The sequence below is a fragment of the Undibacterium sp. Ji49W genome (assembly GCF_049340205.1).
Taxonomy (GTDB): Bacteria; Pseudomonadota; Gammaproteobacteria; order Burkholderiales; family Burkholderiaceae_D; genus Undibacterium.
In genome coordinates this window covers 483,901-500,419 of sequence record NZ_JBMPOW010000001.1, presented here as the reverse complement: position 1 = coordinate 500,419, position 16,519 = coordinate 483,901, and the positions used below count along the sequence as shown (strand labels likewise).

The window sequence follows — 16,519 nt, the reverse complement described above, 5'->3', positions numbered from 1 at the left end:
GGCTTTATTCCAAAAACGCGGCAATGGCGCTGCGACTGGATGCAGCCTGTTTTGCCTTGTACATGGCGATGTCGGCTTCTTTCAGGAACTGCTCGGCATCCGCCGGGGAATCGTAAATGCTGATCCCAATACTAGTTGACATCATAATCGCAGAACCAGGTACCGGCACGTCCAGTGTTGTGACAATTTTCCGGGCCAGGATCTGGGCATGTTCCAATACCCGCACACCTTCGGCAAGCACAACAAATTCATCGCCCCCAAGGCGAGCCATCGTGTCACTTTCGCGCAAACAGCCAGAAACTCTTTTTGCAAATTCTTTCAGGACCTGATCGCCCGTGTCATGACCATTGGTATCATTTATTTTTTTGAAACCGTTCAAGTCCATGAACAATAAAGCCAGGCCATTGTTTTGCCGTAGTTGCCGGACAATCGATTGATGCAAGACTTCCATAAAGTGCCGCCGATTTGGGAGTCCGGTCAATCCGTCCGACAAGGCCATTTCATTCAATGCTTCTTCCCATTTCTTGCGTTCGGAAATGTCGTGCAAAAAAGCAGTGAATTCAAGCCGGTCTGCAACGTTATTGACGTTCAAACTTACCTCGACGGAGATTTCTTTACCGTCGCGGTCAACAGCAAGGAATTCCCGCCGCGCAGTCGTTGCTGTTTTTGCAAATTTATCCAGATGCTTCAAAATATTGACAAAGGAATTTCTGAAAGCAGGTGGCACGATGAGATCGGTGATATTACGTCCCATGGCTTCATGATTGTTCCAGCCAAACAGGGATTCGGAAGAGCGATTCCATTGCGTCACAATTCCTGTATTGTCTATCGATATCACTGCGTCGTTGGCATGTTCCAGGATGGTGCGTATGCGTTCTTCACTCGCCCGGAGTTGTGCCTGCACACGCAGCATCTCGTCAAAGGCGACCTGTTTTCCGAGAGCGGCTCCCAGTGCTGACCCCATTAGTTCCAGGGTCTGTAAATCTTCCTCATCAAAGCCGTTTGCCTGCTCCGACATAACTTTAAGGACGCCGACTGGCAGCCCTCTTTCAAAAAGAGGCGTACAAATCATGGAACGAACACCTACTCTTTTGCAGGCATTTGCATCGACGCGTGGATCGGTTTCTGCATCGTCGCACCGAAGAATTTCTGCGCTGCTGACGCATAAGCCTGACAAGCTATTCGCTCTCAACAGGCGCAAACCAACATGCTGGGATATCGCGCCGCTGGCGGAACGGTAAACCATGTAATCACCATCGACCAGTTCAACTACCGCACCTTTGGCATCTGTCAATTCTTGCAATGTATTTACGACAAGTTGCATGAAAGCCGCAAGATCCAGATCGGCCTGGGCAAGCAGTGATTGTGTCTCAATGATTCGCTCTAACCGGTCAAGTTGTCTTTTGTTTTTCTTCATTTTCCGATTCCAAGCAGTTTTAAACATCCTCGATATTTTATGGCATTTCCGATTGATTTCTATTTCAATATATAGCGGATCCAACATTTTTTTTGTAAATTATTGCGGCTTGAGCGTCAAAGGTTTTGCAAGGAAAACAAGTGGGCCGTCATCCAGCACAAACTCACTGAAAACCGATATTTTCACTTCCCTGTGTTGTTCGTTTTGCTCTGAATTTTCCAGTTTCCATAAAGTGCCTGGTTACCAATTGTAGGTTTTGGTAACAAAAAATCATTACGATTGTGAATAAATGCTAAATCTGCCAGCATTTGCTTTGTATTTTTCCAACATGACAAGGCCCTGCCTGTTCTACCGGGAAGCACTCTTTCAAAAGGTAAAGTGATGTACACAATTCGCAAGTCTGGATGGATGTCATGGATGCTGCAAGCGAGCATGGTCGCCCTGTTAAGTGCATGTGGAGGCGCAAACGATAAGGCAGCTTCGGGTAGCCCGCAGGCAGTCATATCCAACCCGCCACCAGCGTCCACTGCCAGTTCTTCATCGCCTGGTACATTGAGCGCATTGATGCAAACGACAAAAAGTACGTCTGCAACTTTGAGTCCTGCGCCGCAAGTCTTGTATACCGATACACTCAGCGGGCCGACCACGGGTGGAGAAAACAACCTGGGTGCCTATCTTTCCATTTTCGGTAGAAATTTTGGCTCGGCCAGCGATCTGGGTACGAATACAAAAGTCTATATAGGTGATAACGAAGTCGCCAACTATCGCTATCTGGGAAAAGCGAAATCAAGCGACAAGACGGGCTTGCAACAAATCACCGTACAGGTAGGCTCACTTGCAGGTGCCGCTGCCGGGACGGCACTGCCAGTAAAAATCGTGTTTAACGGCGCAGCTTCCAACACAGACAATAGCTTTACACCAAGTTCCGGACGTATCCTTTTCGTTGCATTGTCTGGCTCTGACACCAGCGCGGTGGCAAATAATATTGCCAAACCATGGCGCTCGTTGCAGAACATGAATACGTTAAAGGGTGCTTACTTTGCCATGCAGGCTGGCGACCAGATCGTACTGCGCGGCGGTGCCTGGCATGACACCAACGGCCAAGATAAAACATGGATGCGTTTTGGCAGCGGTATCTATGCCAGAAACGGTAGTGCTTCAGCATGGATACATATCACTGCCTATCCCGGCCCCATCAACGGCAACGCCATAGAAGATGTGCACTATACGACGCCAGCCGGTGCATCCGGCGGTATCGCTGGCCCCTGGTCCGCCATCGCAGGCACTTCAGGTGAGTTCATCGCGGTGTCCAATTTAAGGATGGATGTGGCGGGTGATGCCAGCCGTGATGCTGCCCCGATTAACCTGCAATACACCGCAGGCCCATGGCGCGTAGTCAACAATGAGCTTGGTCCCTGGGTGGCCGGCAATTCTGCCACGCTGAACGCTGCGGGTGTTTCTGGTCACGGCAACGGCAACAAAGTTCTGGGTAATCACATCCATGATATTGCTGGTACGTCTGAGTTGCAGAATCATGGCATCTATGCCGACACCACGGCCCAGAACTGGGAAGTGGCCTATAACTGGATACACAATATTACTGGTGGTTCAGCCGTGCAGTTCAATGACAATGAAGGTGGTGCGGGCTCGGTTACGCTGCCTCATGGTGGCGGCATCTGGCAGGGCTTCACCGGCATACGGATACATCACAACTGGCTGGAAAACGCCGCTAAATATGGTATCAATTTCAATGACCAGGGCAGCACGCATAAGGGAACTTATGAAGCCCAGAGCTGGAATAATGTCATTACCGGCACAAAGCTCTACCCAATACGCATCAATTCAACAGCCACCACACAAAACATGTGGTTTGCCTTTAACACGGTCTACAACGCCATGACCGGGTCGGCCGGAAATAAAGCCTACATCATGGATGAAGGCTTTGGCAGTGGTGCAGGTATTCACAACAAGTTCTATAACAATATTTTTGCATTCGGGCCAGATACCCAGGCCGGCACCACGTGGCTGATTGATTACAGTACACCATCCACAACCACCAGTTATGACTTCAAGCAGAACCTGTACTTCAGCAATGGACAAACTGTGCCATCACCGGCCACACTGGGCGACAACGCGGCTATTTCTGCCAATCCGCTGTTCAATAATGCCAGCGCAGGAAATTATTCTTTGCAGGCGACCAGCCCGGCGGTGGATGCGGCCAACCAGCCAGCTCTGTTTGCCGTCGATGACGACTTGGTCAATGCCGCACGACCACAAGGCACCAGCAAGGACATTGGTGCGTTTGAACTCATAGGTGGTGGCACTGTACCCGTTACAACACCTGTCAGTGGCCTGTGTGGCAGTGCGAACGCTCAGTCATTCAGTGTGGCACCCAGCAGCAATCTTTGTTCGGCAGGTATCGCATCATCCGTATCATTGATCAATAGCAGTGGTGGTGGTAGTAGCAGTGGCAGCGGATCATGGGCCTGGAGTTGTGCGGGCTCAAACGGGGGGGCGACAGCAAGTTGCAGTGCGACAGTGGCTTCAAATCCTGATCCGTCCACCCCACCCAGCGTGCGGCAGCAATACTCCGGTGTCATTACACCAGGATCAAGCACACATCATTTTGCGGGTGACGTGTCGGCGGGTAACTGGATACTGGTGACAGTGGGCGTGAACAATAATGCGGTCGGCGTATCAGGCACACTGTCAGACAATCAGGGCCATACCGATATCGGCTCTTTCACATCGCTGGGTAATATCTACGTTGATGGTATGGGAACCGATGTCTATGCGGTGAAGGTATCGACATCAGGTGCGTACACATTGACCGTGGCGATTCCAAACCAGGGCAGCATACACATGCTGGAAATCCAGAATGCAGACGCCTTTAATTTGCTGGATGTTCCTTTGGCGACCAGTGCTGGCCCACGATTTGCAACTACCGCACAATCTTCACCTACGCAGACCACCTCCAGGACCAATGATCTTATTCTTGCGCTGGTTGATTTGGGCATCGGCAATGCCATTCCGTTTAGCCCAACGGGATCGTGGCAACTGGTAAGCCCACAGACAGGCACAAGCATCACTTCGCGTCTCTATGAATGGCAACCGGGCACCACCGGGGTATTCAACATTTCCGGAACCGTCAGCGGTAGCGGTGCCGGGTATCCGGGTTGGGAAACAGTACTCATTGTGATCAAAGGACGGTAGAACCTATTTTTCTGCTGTTCGCTCCTGCTGCTGAAATACGTTCCGCCCCCTTGTCGGGAGTGTCATCCAGGTAATGACATTCCTGGCAGATGAGTCTGTCTATTCCATAGAAACCGTTCCATCTCCATATTCTTCTACCGCAGGGTCCAGGTTTTCCGGTGCATGGAGTATCGCAGGCCCTCTGGAGCAAGCCTGTCTGGTCAGGTATTCTGTCAAACCTTCGGCTTGCACGGCAGGTGGAATCGTCGCCTGCATTTCGCTCAATAATTCTTCCGTTGCTCTGACTATCCATTCCACGCTGCGATACCTGGGCGAGACGATCTGAATATTTTGCGAATCAGTCTGATCAAAGAAACCATGCTGCAGTTTGTGTCTGACGTAAGAAAGCGCAGTGATACCAGGGATGGTGCGCTGTTCCAGATAGGCCTGTTTGCCAGTCTCATCATAACGGACGACGATATCCGGAAACTCGTATCCTTCATCTTCCAGCAGCGCTTCGCTGACGATATGTGGCAGCAGCGGTCTGGCATCCTCATGACCCACTTCGAACAAAATAATTTTCTTGAGTTTCTTCATTTCTTTCTGCTCTTCCGTATCGGTCTTCTGAATGGCAATAGTCGGGAAGTATTCGCGGATGAAGGCATTGGATTTGCTGATCAGTTCATCTCTGCTGATCTCTGGCCGGTGCTGGAAGAAACGGTCATCCATGTCCATCATCTTCCAGGCATGATTGAGATCATGAATGAGAAATTCAAGCGGAGACTGCCAGAATTCATCGACGTACACAGGCTCAGTTGATACGCCGATAAAATAGACTGGTGTGCCCCGTATTTTCATGAGGTCAGTAGCAGAGATATTGTCGAACGTAGGAATGATGATGACTTCTGGAATCCGCCGCATCAACTCTTCGTAGCGATACCAGTACTTCTTTTGGAAATGGGTACTCAGGTTCTTTTCAGTACGACATGCGATATCAAAGAAGCCTACTGCCTCGAACAGAATACGCAAGGTCGGGGCATAGGGACACATCGCGCCGTTCTGTATCGTCACATGATGGAATTTATGCAGCAACTGATCGCGCATAAAGGAAAGAGCGGCATTGTCGCGGCACTTCTCATCCATCGCCGCCAGGGTCATCTGGCTACGGAAATAATCGACCACTGGCAAGAGTTCCATCACTGGCGTATCCAGGCTACCATTATGCAATTCAAACCGTGTACGTAATCCGCGATATAACTCCACGGGGTTCCTGACCCATTCCCGTATCCATTCGTGATGGGAAATACCCTGCGTTTTGCTGAAGTTTTTTGCCACCAGCGCAGCGGCAATCTGTTTGTGATGACCAAAGGCAAAAGAACCTTCTTCCGCATTTGGTGTGGTCATCACACTCTCGGGCAGCCACCTGCCCTGCACGCCTTCTGTGTCGGAAATTTCTACGAGAAATCCAACCGTGTCCACGATATGACGCGGATCTGATGGCAGGGCAATCTCTTTGAGATGGTCGCGATATCCGTGAGAAACGGTTCTGTCCATGTAGATACGGGCTTCGTTTTCCTCTTTATTCTCCGCATCCCTCGCCCCTGCATTTTTTGCTTCGCTCCGTACAAAATAATATTTACGCCCGTCTTTTTCTGAAATCCCGTATTCTGGTGTTACAGATCCGAACACTTTGCTGCCGGTTACCCGGAGTGCCGCAAAAATATTGCCTGGAATTCCAAATTCGTTTTGTTCATCTTCATCTTGCAGTAGCCCACCCGGCAGGGCCATGCCTTCAGGGAAAAACGTCCGGTCCAGGACAAGAAATTCCCGCCCTTGCTGGCCGTCGCGCATCACAAGCACATCAACAGTCTTGCGAACCATGACGCCCTGATCAATTCGCTGCTTCGCCTGGACTTTAAGCCTCTGATCGGACAATAAGGCACTCACTACTGCGGATTGACGATCCACATTTAAATAGTTTGCCACGCAATCTTCGATCCCATTCTTGCGGATGGGATCACGCAGACGATGGAACCAGTACACCATATACAGGAGCGATTCTGCATACAGACTTGCCGGATGGCTTTGCGTATCGACGCTTACCGCGTGTTGATTCAGTATTTCAAAAACGATATGCGCTGCACTGGTCTCTGCTGCCTGCATGTCCGATAGCGAAGGCGACAGATTGAGCATATTTTTTTGGGATTCCGTGTTATCCGGTAGCCCGGGAGTCGATGTAGACGCATTCAATGTCATATTATTTTCCGTAAGAATTTCTTGCATATTGCTCATTCACATAAAACTTGCCAATTACTGTCATTGCAATATTGCCAGTAAATCACATCTGAAGGCAGGAAAATCGATGCTTTTGACAGAAATCGTTACCGGGCTCAATTCTTCTGTCATCTGCACATTGATTATTCTCAATATTTATATTTCAATATAATAAATAATTACTTTGCACATAATCTTTTGCAACATAAGATCAGTTCGACTTAATCATCTTATGGAAAATAACTATGACAGTAATTCGTCAAGCACTCGTTATGCGCCTCGCCACAGGCAGTAGCTGCACAGGCAGCATTCAATCGAGGTTGCCAGAGACTACCAGATGGGGGCGACTATCATGTACCCGTCAGTTACAAATTCTGATGCTGGTAAGATGACGACTGATTTTGCATGGAATATCCCTACAACGACATGAAAATAGATGACATCAGCGCCTTCGTCGCAGTTGTGCGCAACCAGTCAATCAGTGCCGCAGCCGACGCACTGGGCTTGACCCAGTCTGCCATTACACGCCGGGTACAGAACCTCGAACACGCGCTGGGCGTGGAACTACTCGACCGCAGCGTCAAGCCGCCCAAACCCAGCGCAATGGGGCGACAGGTGTTCGATCAATGCGGCAAAGTGCTACAGGAGGTTGACCGCCTTCGCAACCTGGTGCAGGACGACCATGCACCAACCGGGGTGTTCCGCATCGGCGTGATACAGACCATCGGCGATGTGGTGCTGCTGGATACCTTGCAACGACTAAGCCGCAACTTCGAAGGCCTTCATACCGAAGTGTCTTCTGGCTGGGGCTCGCAACTGGTAGAACGTGTCGCCAAGGCTGAAATCGACGCTGCGGTAGCACTATTCCCGGCCACCAAGGTGCTGCCAGAGGGATTACGAGGTCGCGGGCTGGGCAGCATCGAGCTGGTCGTTGTCGCAAAAAAGAATGCAATGCCCAAGCGATCCTACAAGCTTCGCGATATTTTTAGTATAGGCTGGGTGCTCAATCCTGACGGTTGCGGTTTTCGCGCAGGTCTGGCACGTGCGTTGGCAGAACAGGGTCTGTCGTTCAAAATCAACCTGGAAACCTTCGGCACCGACCTGCAACTGGGCCTGGTCGCCAATGAAATGGGCTTGGGGTTGATGCCGCGCCCTATTTTCGAGCGCAGCCGTCATCGCTCGCAACTCGATATCGTCAACGTCAGCGATTTCAAACCGGTACTCGATATCTGGCTGGTGCAACCCTTGCAACCAGGCCCGGTGCAACATGCAATCGACTTTTTTGCCGAGGCAGTACAGCATGCCTTTGCAGAAGCGCCGCTCAAGGTAGTCGCACGCTGACATTAAGATTATTCCTGAAAATCATATATCAATAGTAGAAACAATTAGTTTTAGCATAATCATTTGCTCTCTATACTGATTTCAATGGCTGGAAAAGCCTTCGGATCAACAGTATAGGAAAGCAAAGACATGTCGGTTTCAACCCACTCTTACGGCGCTGCTCCCGCATCTGTGCACGATGCAGCGCCGGTTTCTCAAGTCTCGCAAAATCCACAAGATTCGGGCATGTCACAAGTATCGCAAGTGTCGCGAATCTCAATTCAGCGCGCAATTCTTGTGTCCCTGTTTCGTCGTGCCCTTAGCCCGCTGGTGTTGCTTGCGCTGTGGGAGCTTGCTTCCCGCACCGGCGTGCTGCCAGAACGCATACTGGCAGCGCCTTCGCAAATATTCGTCACGCTTGGTGACCTGATTGTTTCTGGCGAGATGGGTGTCAATGTACTGGTGTCCCTGCAGCGCGTGGTCACTGGCCTGGTGGTGTCGCTATCACTGGGTACGGCACTGGCGCTGGCCTCCGGTCTGTCGCGCCAGGGTGAAATCGCGATCGATTCAACCATGCAGATGGCGCGTACCTTGCCCTTCCTGGGGTTGGTACCGCTGTTCATCCTGTGGTTCGGCATTGGCGAGTTCACCAAGATCGCACTGATTGCCTTTGCTACCACCTTCCCGATGTACCTGACCTTATACAGCGGCATCCGTGGCATTGATGCAAAGCTGGTGGAAGCAGCCCGGCTGTTCGGCTTGAGCTATCCGCAACTGATCGTCCATGTGATCCTGCCTGGTGCCCTGCCATCTTTCCTGATCGGCTTGCGCTACTCGCTGGGTGTCGGCTGGTTGTCACTGGTGGCGGTAGAACAGATCAATGCCACCGCCGGCCTCGGCTACCTGATCAATAACGCCCGCGACTTCATGCGCACCGACGTCATCGTGGTCTGCCTGCTGGTGTACAGCTTGCTGGGTCTTGCCACTGATTTGCTGGTACGTACGATCGAACATTATCTGCTGGCATGGCGACCGACTTTTATCAAGGATTAAGCATGACCAGCATACAACTCAACCTGTTAGACGTGCAGCTTCGCAATGACAATACGGTCGGCCAGCGCACTGATACGCCAACGCTGCCGCAAACTCACACGCCAACGCACACGCCGGCACATACCCCGGCACAGACTCCGGTGCACGCGCGTCAGTTGACCAAGCGTTTTGGCGACAACGTCATCCTTGATCAACTGAACCTTGATATTCGTGCCGGTGAATTTGTTGCGCTGCTGGGCCGCAGCGGCTCTGGCAAGACCACGCTGTTACGCGCTTTGGCGGGACTGGATCGCATCACTTCCGGTACGCTGGAAGTTCCGAAAGCCTGCACTGCAGTTTTCCAGGAACCACGCCTGATGCCCTGGAAACGCGCCTGGCGCAACGTGACGCTGGGTCTGAAGCTGGATCAGCCACGACAGCACGCACGCCAGGCTCTGGCCGAAGTAGGGCTGGCGCATCGCGAGAACGCCTGGCCTGGCACCTTGTCCGGTGGTGAAGCACAGCGCGTAGCGCTGGCACGTGCACTGGTACGCGAGCCACAGTTGCTGCTGCTGGACGAACCCTTTGCCGCACTCGATGCACTGACCCGTATCCGTATGCATCAACTGATTCTGTCACTGTGGCGGCAGCACCGCCCGGCGGTACTGTTGGTCACACATGACGTCGACGAAGCGGTACTGCTGGCCGACCGCGTGCTGGTGCTGGAACAGGGCCGCATCGTCTCTGATATCGCCATCACCCAGCCACGTCCACGCAGCGCCGAACTACCGCAATTCCAGCAGGTGCGCGCGCAATTGCTGGAGCTGCTGGGTGTCGAAATTGACACTCCGGTCACAGCAGAGAATGCACCAGCGCCGGTAGTCATGCCTTTCAACTTCAGTAACTTCTCGATCTGATCATGTCTACTTCTGTCCTTCGCCTGCCTTCCGTCCACAATGCCCATCAGTTGGATAGCCCGGAATTTGCCGCGTTGCTGGAAACGCTGACGGCGGAATTTTCCGCCACCGCCGAACAGCATGACCGCGACGCCAGCTTCCCACACGGGAATTTCGAGCGGCTGCACGAATTGGGTCTGCTCGGACTGACAGTACCGCGTGCCCTGGGCGGCCTGGGTGCCAACCTGGCACAGACTACACGCGTGGTGGCTGCTGTCGCACGCGGCGAGCCATCCACCGCGCTGGTACTGACCATGCAATACCTGCACCACGCATCCGACCGCAAGACACGCTGGCCACAACATCTGCTGCAGCGAGTAATCGACGAGACCTTACGCGATGGTGCCCTGATCAATGCGCTACGCGTGGAACCTGAACTAGGCACGCCGGCACGTGGTGGCCTACCGGGTACCATTGCGCGACGCACGCCAGAGGGCTGGCGCATCAGTGGTCGTAAAATCTACTCGACCGGCATACCACGTCTGACCTGGCTGGGTGTGTGGGCCCGCAGTGACGATGCTGAACCATTGGTCGGCAGTTGGCTGGTGCGGCGCGATACGCCGGGCATCAGTGTGATTGAAACCTGGGATCACCTTGGCATGCGTGCCACCGGCAGCCACGAAGTGGTGTTCGACGATGTACTGGTACCACTTGACCACGCCGTCGAAGTGGCGCCAGCCGGATCCGCGCCTGATATTGATGCCTCGCTGCTGCTATGGATGTCGGTACTGCTATCGGCCATCTATGATGCCGTGGCCCGCTCGGCGCGTGACTGGCTGGCCGGATGGCTGGAAGGACGCATTCCGGCCAATCTGGGTGCGCCACTTGCCAGCCTGCCGCGCTTCCAGGAAGCACTGGGCGAGCTGGATGCATGGCTGTTTTCCAACCGGGTACTGATTGATGCAGCTACCAGCGGTGCGATAGCACCAGTTGACGGTTTCCGGGTGAAATATCTGGTGACCAACCAGGCGATCCGGGTAGTGGAAAAGGCCATCGAACTAAGTGGCAATCCAGGTCTGTCACGCAGCAACCCCTTGCAACGCCATTACCGCGACGTACTGTGCAGCCGCATCCACACGCCGCAGAACGACACGATTCTTGTCAATAGTGGCCGTGCGGCATTTGCAGCACGTGCCGCAGGTGCCGCGGGTGCCTCAGGTGCTGCAAATACCATACATAACACCCCTCTCGCCGGCACGGCCGGCATTTCATCCATCTCTGCAAAGGAAGCATCATGAGCATCGAATTCATCGGCTTTAGCGCCACCCAGGAAGTGTCTGAAACAGTACTGCCGCAAGGCGCGGTTGTGAATAAGAGTTTTCTCGCGGCGGTCGCCAATGCCCACGAGTACGCAGGTTTTGACCGCGTGCTGGTTGCCCACAGCAGCGGCTCTGTAGACGGTTTTCAGGTTGCCTCGTACATCGCTTCGCAAACAGAGAAAATCGGCATTTTGCTGGCACATCGTCCCGGCTTCGTGGCACCAACGCTGGCGGCGCGGCAACTGGCCACACTCGACCACTTTAGCGATGGCCGCGTGGCGGTACACATCATCAGTGGTGGTGATGACACTGAGCAGCAACGCGACGGCGATTATCTCGACCATGACCAACGCTACGCACGCACAGAAGAATATCTCGACGTGGTCAAAAAAACTTGGGCCTCGGAAGGCCCGTTCGACCACGAGGGCGCCAACTACCGTCTGAAAGGTCAAAATGCAGGCGTACGTCCATTGCACAACCAGCACCTGCCGATCTACTTTGGTGGTTCGTCCGATGTCGCTATCGAGGTCGCTGGCAAGCACGCCGATGTCTATGCCTTGTGGGGTGAATCGCTGGCCCAGGTTGCAGACACCATCGCCCGCGTGCGCGCTGCTGCTGCCAAACATGGCCGCGCCGACAAAATCCGTTTCAGCCTGTCGCTGCGCCCGGTGCTGGCCGCAACTGAAGAAGCAGCATGGGCCAAGGCCGACGCTATCCTGGCTGCCGCTACTGACCGTGTCAAACACAATGCCCATTTCAGCAAGCGTCCGCAGGAACCTCAGAATACAGGTGCCAAGCGATTGCTGGAAACCGCGGCACAAGGCAAAGTGGTCGACGAACGCCTGTGGACCGGCATTACTGCACTGACCAAGGCCGCCGGCAATTCTACTGGGCTGGTGGGCACACCAGAACAGGTACGCGACGCATTGCTGAAGTACTGGGACCTGGGCGTCACCACCTTCCTGATCCGCGGCTTCGATCCTGTCCAGGACGCGCTGCAGTACGGTCGTGACCTGATACCGCTGGTGCGTGCTGCCGTGGCGGAACGCGAGGCGCAAGTACAGCGCCTGGCCGCCTGATAAGGAGCCGGCGATGAGCGAGTCAAAGAGTGAGTCAAGGAACGCGTCGAAGAGCGAGCTGATTGTAGCCAGCCAGTTCGACCCCAGGGTGAACCAGTTGCTGGCACAGCGTACCGGCCTGGCAGTGCATGATGTACCACCTGGCCCCCTGACCCAATTGCCGCCGGGTGCTGATGTGCTGTTCGTGCTGCCGGCACCTAACGGGCAAACGCTGCTACAGACACCAGCACCCTGGGGCTGGGACAAAGTACGCTGGGTGCAACTGGCTTCCGTCGGCATCGACTACTACCCGGACTGGCTGTTCGATGGCCCGGTGGTGACTTCGGCGCGGGGTACGGCATCCATCTCCATCGCCGAATACGTACTGGCAGCAATCTTCAGCGCTGCCAAGCGCATCCCGGATATCTGGTTGAAACAGGCCGCCGACTGGCGCCGCCTGTCGCTCGGCCTGGTGCAGGGCAGCACTCTGGGCCTGTATGGTTTTGGTTCTATCGGTCAGGCGCTGGCGCAACGCGCACTGGCGCTGGGCATCAAGGTAATCGCACTACGCCGCTCCGACACACCGTTAGAAGTGGATGGCGTGGAACGCGTTGCAACGCTGGAAGAACTGCTGCAACGTTCCGACCATCTGGTACTGGCAGCGCCGTCAACCGCAGAAACCCGTCACGCCATCAACCGTGCTTCGCTGAAGCACGCCAGGGCCGGTCTGCACCTGATCAATATCGCACGCGGTAACCTGGTCGATCACCAGGCGCTGCTGGATGCACTGGACGAAGGCAAACTGGCCCTGGCGACACTGGATGTGACTGACCCCGAACCACTGCCAGCGGGCCATGCCTTCTACAGCCATCCGCAGGTACGCCTGTCACCACATATTTCGCCCAGTACCGACCAGATCGTGCCGGCACTGATAGACAAATTTGTACTCAACCTCGACCGCTTCCGCAGCGGAAAACCGCTGGCCGACGTGGTCGATACTGCACGCGGCTACTAAAAACGACCAACAAGGAACCATCATGAGCAGTTCTTCGCCTTTATATTCCGCGCCACTGTCGCGGCCCCATCTGCGCCAGGTTGGCAATGCTCATCAGCATCAGCATCCGCGTCCGGCCATCTACAGCGCACCGCGTGATGCCAACGGCGGCATCATCTTTGCAGAACCACCACCGCCACCCACGGTGGAAGAACAACGCCAGCATCGCAAGGAAAGGCTGGCCGTATCGTTCCGCCTGTTTGCCCGCTATGGCTACGACATGGGCGGCGCCGGCCACATCACGGCGCGTGATCCCGAATTTCCGGATCATTTCTGGGTCAATCCTGCCGGTGTGTATTTCGGCCATATCCGTGTATCGGACCTGATCCTGGTCAGCCACAACGGCAAGGTTGTGGAAGGCGATGGCCTGTTGAACCGCGCCGCTTTCGCGATCCACTCCGAGCTGCACAAGGCACGTCCAGACGTGATCGCCGCCGCCCATTCACATGGCCTGTATGGCAAGGCATTCGCCGCGCAGGGTCGCCTGCTTGATCCGCTGACCCAGGATTCCTGCGCGTTCTACGAAGACCATGCAGTCTTCTCCGATTTCAGCGGTGTGGTTCTGGATTCAAGTGAAGGTGAACGCATAGCCACCACGCTGGGCGCACGCAAGGCAGTCATCCTGCAAAACCACGGCCTGCTGACAGTAGGCGCATCGGTGGAATCCGCAGTATGGCGTTACATCGCCTTTGAAAACGCGGCACAGGCGCAACTGTTGTCGGAAGCGGCTGGTCCGACCAAACCGATACCGCATGAGGTGGCGCGCCACACAGCCAAACAGATCGGATCCGATGCCGGTGGCTGGTTCAGCTTCCAGCCCTTGTGGGACGTAATCACCCGCGAAGAGCCGGACCTGTTCGATTGAGTTCGCTTAGGCTCGATTAAGTTCGCTTAGGCTCGATTAAGTTCGCTTAGGCTCGATTGAGTTCGCTTAGGCTCGATTGAGTTCGCTTAAGTTCTATTTAGTAAGGAAAACAAACATGACAAGCGCCATTCTATTGCAGTACGACGCACATGCGGGTAACACCGGCGGCAGCCTGCGCAAGCCAGGTGCAGCGATATCGGTACTGATACACGGGGCGGCACTGCTTGCTATCTGGGGCTGGTCTGGTCGCACCGTACAGGTAGCGCCGCCGGTGGCAGTGGTAGAGCTGATACGCCTGCAGGCAGAACCCAGGCAGGAGTTGGTGCCACCAAAGACCGAGCCTAAAAAAGCGCCAGTAGAACTGGCACCGCCCACGCCGGTAGCACAGACGGTTCCAGTGCCAAAGACCGTGGAGACATCCGCGGCCAAGGCCGAAACCTATACGCCGCCCGCAGCGCCGGTTCATGCCGACCCCATAGTACCGGTGGCACCGGTTGCAGCAACCCCGGCCCCGGCACAACCACCTGCACCCACACCGGTAGCAGCCGCCCCCAGACAAATCAGCAATGAAGGCATACCGACCGATTATGTGAACCAGGTCTATGCGCGTATCAATAGCAATACCGACTATCCGCGTGAAGCCAAGATACGTCGCCAGCAGGGCAAGGTCGGCTACAAACTGACACTGAATCCGGCAGGTGCACTGATCTCGTTCGATATCCAGTCGTCCGGTTTGGATGTGCTGGACGAAGCAGCCCGTGAAGCCATACGCCGTGCCGCCCCCTTCCCGCGCCTGCCCGATCTGGGTGGCAGCAGCTATCTGCTGGCCGGAAACATCATTTTCAAAATCAACTAAACCAAGGAAGCATCATGAGTACCACACCTATTGCCGCACACTTATCACCACTGGAACTGTTCGAGCAGGCTGATTTTATCGTCAAGTCCATCCTTGTTTTGCTGGCCCTGGCATCCTTCGTAAGCTGGGGTGTCATTGTCGACAAGCTGCTACGCTTTGCCCGTCTGCGCCGCAATGCGGCGGTCTGGAGCACTGCATTGTCCGGACAGCGCTCACTGGCACGCCTATCGCAAGAACTGCGGCAGCAGCCACTGGATCCGTTCGCCCGCATCTTCGCCACCATCACTGAAGAATGGCATGTCAGCCACCGTCAGCGCCTGCACCTGGATGCAACAGGACGCGACAACTTGAAAGAACGCATCAACCGTGTCGGCCAGATTGCTGGCAATGTCGAAACCGAACAGTTGCAGAAAGGCTTGTCCGTACTGGCAACGATAGGATCGGTAGCGCCTTTCGTGGGTTTGTTCGGCACCGTGTGGGGCATCATGAATGCCTTTCAGGGTATCGCTGCCAACAACAACACCAGCCTGGCGGTGGTTGCGCCAGGTATTGCAGAGGCACTGTTTGCCACCGCGCTGGGCCTGGTCGCCGCGATTCCTGCCGTGGTGGCATATAACCGCGCCTCCGGCGATTTGAACAGTTATGCAGCGCGCCTGGCGACGCTGACCGGGCTGGTCGAGGTGCAGTTGTCGCGTCAACTCGATTCTGGCGAAGCGCTTGCCGAAGTATCCGAAACTGCGCCACCACCGGCAAAGGCCGAACGCAGTACCCACAACGTCACGCCGCTGGCGGCGCAAGGAGCCTGACATGGGAGTGCGTTTATCTTCCGGGCCTTCGCACCGGGTCGGTCCTGTCAGCGACATCAACGTCACACCACTGGTGGACGTAATGCTGGTCCTGCTGATCGTCTTCATGGTGGCCGCGCCGATGATGACGGCAGGTGTCAAAGTTGACTTGCCAACCTCCAGCGCCAAGCCGCTGCAGGAACCCAAGCCGCCTATCGTCGTCAGCATTGATGCGGCCGGCACGGTCTACGTCAACCAGGCAGCTACCACAGCGGAGACCCTGCTAACCCTGATGGCGCAAGAGGCCAGTGGTGACAAGGAACGCCGTATCCACCTGCGTGGCGACCAGACGCTGGCTTATGGCCGCATCGTGCAAACCATGGGGACGCTAAACGATGCTGGGTATGCCCGCATCGCCCTGGTGTCGGAAGCGCCGCAGCACTAAACACTT

At 54.8% G+C, this 16,519-nt stretch carries 13 protein-coding genes; 11 read left to right on the top strand and 2 right to left on the bottom strand.

Annotated features, from left to right (window positions below):
* Window positions 1–4 precede the first annotated feature (4 nt).
* Window positions 5–1,504, bottom strand: coding sequence for a diguanylate cyclase domain-containing protein (locus ACO0LK_RS02145; protein WP_422971717.1), 1,500 nt, complete (start codon window positions 1,502–1,504; stop codon window positions 5–7).
* Between the two features lie 294 nt (window positions 1,505–1,798).
* Between ACO0LK_RS02145 and ACO0LK_RS02140 the strand changes: the two genes are divergently transcribed.
* On the top strand, window positions 1,799–4,630 hold the full coding sequence (locus tag ACO0LK_RS02140) for a choice-of-anchor Q domain-containing protein (protein WP_422971715.1): 2,832 nt from the start codon (window positions 1,799–1,801) through the stop codon (window positions 4,628–4,630).
* Window positions 4,631–4,729: 99 nt separating this feature from the next.
* On the opposite strand, the gene ACO0LK_RS02135 is transcribed toward ACO0LK_RS02140, so the two are convergent.
* On the bottom strand, window positions 4,730–6,865 hold the full coding sequence (locus tag ACO0LK_RS02135; protein WP_422971713.1) for a hypothetical protein: 2,136 nt from the start codon (window positions 6,863–6,865) through the stop codon (window positions 4,730–4,732).
* Window positions 6,866–7,309: 444 nt separating this feature from the next.
* On the opposite strand from ACO0LK_RS02135, the gene ACO0LK_RS02130 reads away from it, so the two are divergent.
* The 10 genes from ACO0LK_RS02130 to tolR all read left to right on the top strand — a co-directional run bounded on the left by ACO0LK_RS02130 (window position 7,310) and on the right by tolR (window position 16,513).
* On the top strand, window positions 7,310–8,224 hold the full coding sequence (locus ACO0LK_RS02130) for a LysR family transcriptional regulator (RefSeq protein WP_422971711.1): 915 nt from the start codon (window positions 7,310–7,312) through the stop codon (window positions 8,222–8,224).
* Window positions 8,225–8,353: 129 nt separating this feature from the next.
* Entirely contained in the window at window positions 8,354–9,256 is a 903-nt protein-coding gene (locus tag ACO0LK_RS02125) for an ABC transporter permease (RefSeq protein WP_422971709.1), read from the top strand.
* Window positions 9,257–9,258: 2 nt separating this feature from the next.
* Window positions 9,259–10,152 (top strand): ABC transporter ATP-binding protein, encoded by an 894-nt coding sequence (locus tag ACO0LK_RS02120; protein WP_422971707.1) that lies wholly within the window; start codon window positions 9,259–9,261, stop codon window positions 10,150–10,152.
* 2 nt (window positions 10,153–10,154) lie between these two features.
* Entirely contained in the window at window positions 10,155–11,429 is a 1,275-nt protein-coding gene (locus tag ACO0LK_RS02115) for an acyl-CoA dehydrogenase family protein (RefSeq protein ID WP_422971705.1), read from the top strand.
* Window positions 11,426–12,529, top strand: a complete 1,104-nt coding sequence (locus tag ACO0LK_RS02110) for an LLM class flavin-dependent oxidoreductase (protein WP_422971703.1) — start codon at window positions 11,426–11,428, stop codon at window positions 12,527–12,529. Before ACO0LK_RS02115 ends, ACO0LK_RS02110 begins: the two co-directional genes overlap by 4 nt.
* Before the next feature lie 13 nt (window positions 12,530–12,542).
* A complete protein-coding gene (locus tag ACO0LK_RS02105; protein ID WP_422971701.1) occupies window positions 12,543–13,523 on the top strand; it encodes a D-isomer specific 2-hydroxyacid dehydrogenase family protein in 981 nt (326 codons plus the stop codon).
* Between the two features lie 22 nt (window positions 13,524–13,545).
* Window positions 13,546–14,427, top strand: coding sequence for a class II aldolase/adducin family protein (locus ACO0LK_RS02100; RefSeq protein WP_422971699.1), 882 nt, complete (start codon window positions 13,546–13,548; stop codon window positions 14,425–14,427).
* A 115-nt stretch (window positions 14,428–14,542) separates the two neighbouring features.
* Window positions 14,543–15,283, top strand: coding sequence for a TonB family protein (locus tag ACO0LK_RS02095; RefSeq protein ID WP_422971697.1), 741 nt, complete (start codon window positions 14,543–14,545; stop codon window positions 15,281–15,283).
* 14 nt (window positions 15,284–15,297) lie between these two features.
* Window positions 15,298–16,089 carry a MotA/TolQ/ExbB proton channel family protein gene (locus ACO0LK_RS02090; protein ID WP_422971695.1) on the top strand — a complete coding sequence of 264 codons (792 nt, stop codon included), beginning with the start codon at window positions 15,298–15,300 and terminating at the stop codon, window positions 16,087–16,089.
* A gap of 1 nt (window position 16,090) precedes the next feature.
* Window positions 16,091–16,513 (top strand): protein TolR, encoded by a 423-nt coding sequence (gene tolR / locus ACO0LK_RS02085; protein WP_186947190.1) that lies wholly within the window; start codon window positions 16,091–16,093, stop codon window positions 16,511–16,513.
* Window positions 16,514–16,519 lie beyond the last annotated feature (6 nt).

Excerpts from the sequence above, each read along its gene's own strand:
- ACO0LK_RS02145 (WP_422971717.1), bottom strand. The coding sequence starts at position 1,504 with ATGTTGGATCCGCTATATATTGAAATAGAAATCAATCGGAAATGCCAT.
- ACO0LK_RS02140 (WP_422971715.1), top strand. The coding sequence starts at position 1,799 with ATGTACACAATTCGCAAGTCTGGATGGATGTCATGGATGCTGCAAGCG.
- ACO0LK_RS02135 (WP_422971713.1), bottom strand. The coding sequence starts at position 6,865 with ATGACATTGAATGCGTCTACATCGACTCCCGGGCTACCGGATAACACG.
- ACO0LK_RS02130 (WP_422971711.1), top strand. The coding sequence starts at position 7,310 with ATGAAAATAGATGACATCAGCGCCTTCGTCGCAGTTGTGCGCAACCAG.
- ACO0LK_RS02125 (WP_422971709.1), top strand. The coding sequence starts at position 8,354 with ATGTCGGTTTCAACCCACTCTTACGGCGCTGCTCCCGCATCTGTGCAC.
- ACO0LK_RS02120 (WP_422971707.1), top strand. The coding sequence starts at position 9,259 with ATGACCAGCATACAACTCAACCTGTTAGACGTGCAGCTTCGCAATGAC.
- ACO0LK_RS02115 (WP_422971705.1), top strand. The coding sequence starts at position 10,155 with ATGTCTACTTCTGTCCTTCGCCTGCCTTCCGTCCACAATGCCCATCAG.
- ACO0LK_RS02110 (WP_422971703.1), top strand. The coding sequence starts at position 11,426 with ATGAGCATCGAATTCATCGGCTTTAGCGCCACCCAGGAAGTGTCTGAA.
- ACO0LK_RS02105 (WP_422971701.1), top strand. The coding sequence starts at position 12,543 with ATGAGCGAGTCAAAGAGTGAGTCAAGGAACGCGTCGAAGAGCGAGCTG.
- ACO0LK_RS02100 (WP_422971699.1), top strand. The coding sequence starts at position 13,546 with ATGAGCAGTTCTTCGCCTTTATATTCCGCGCCACTGTCGCGGCCCCAT.
- ACO0LK_RS02095 (WP_422971697.1), top strand. The coding sequence starts at position 14,543 with ATGACAAGCGCCATTCTATTGCAGTACGACGCACATGCGGGTAACACC.
- ACO0LK_RS02090 (WP_422971695.1), top strand. The coding sequence starts at position 15,298 with ATGAGTACCACACCTATTGCCGCACACTTATCACCACTGGAACTGTTC.
- tolR (WP_186947190.1), top strand. The coding sequence starts at position 16,091 with ATGGGAGTGCGTTTATCTTCCGGGCCTTCGCACCGGGTCGGTCCTGTC.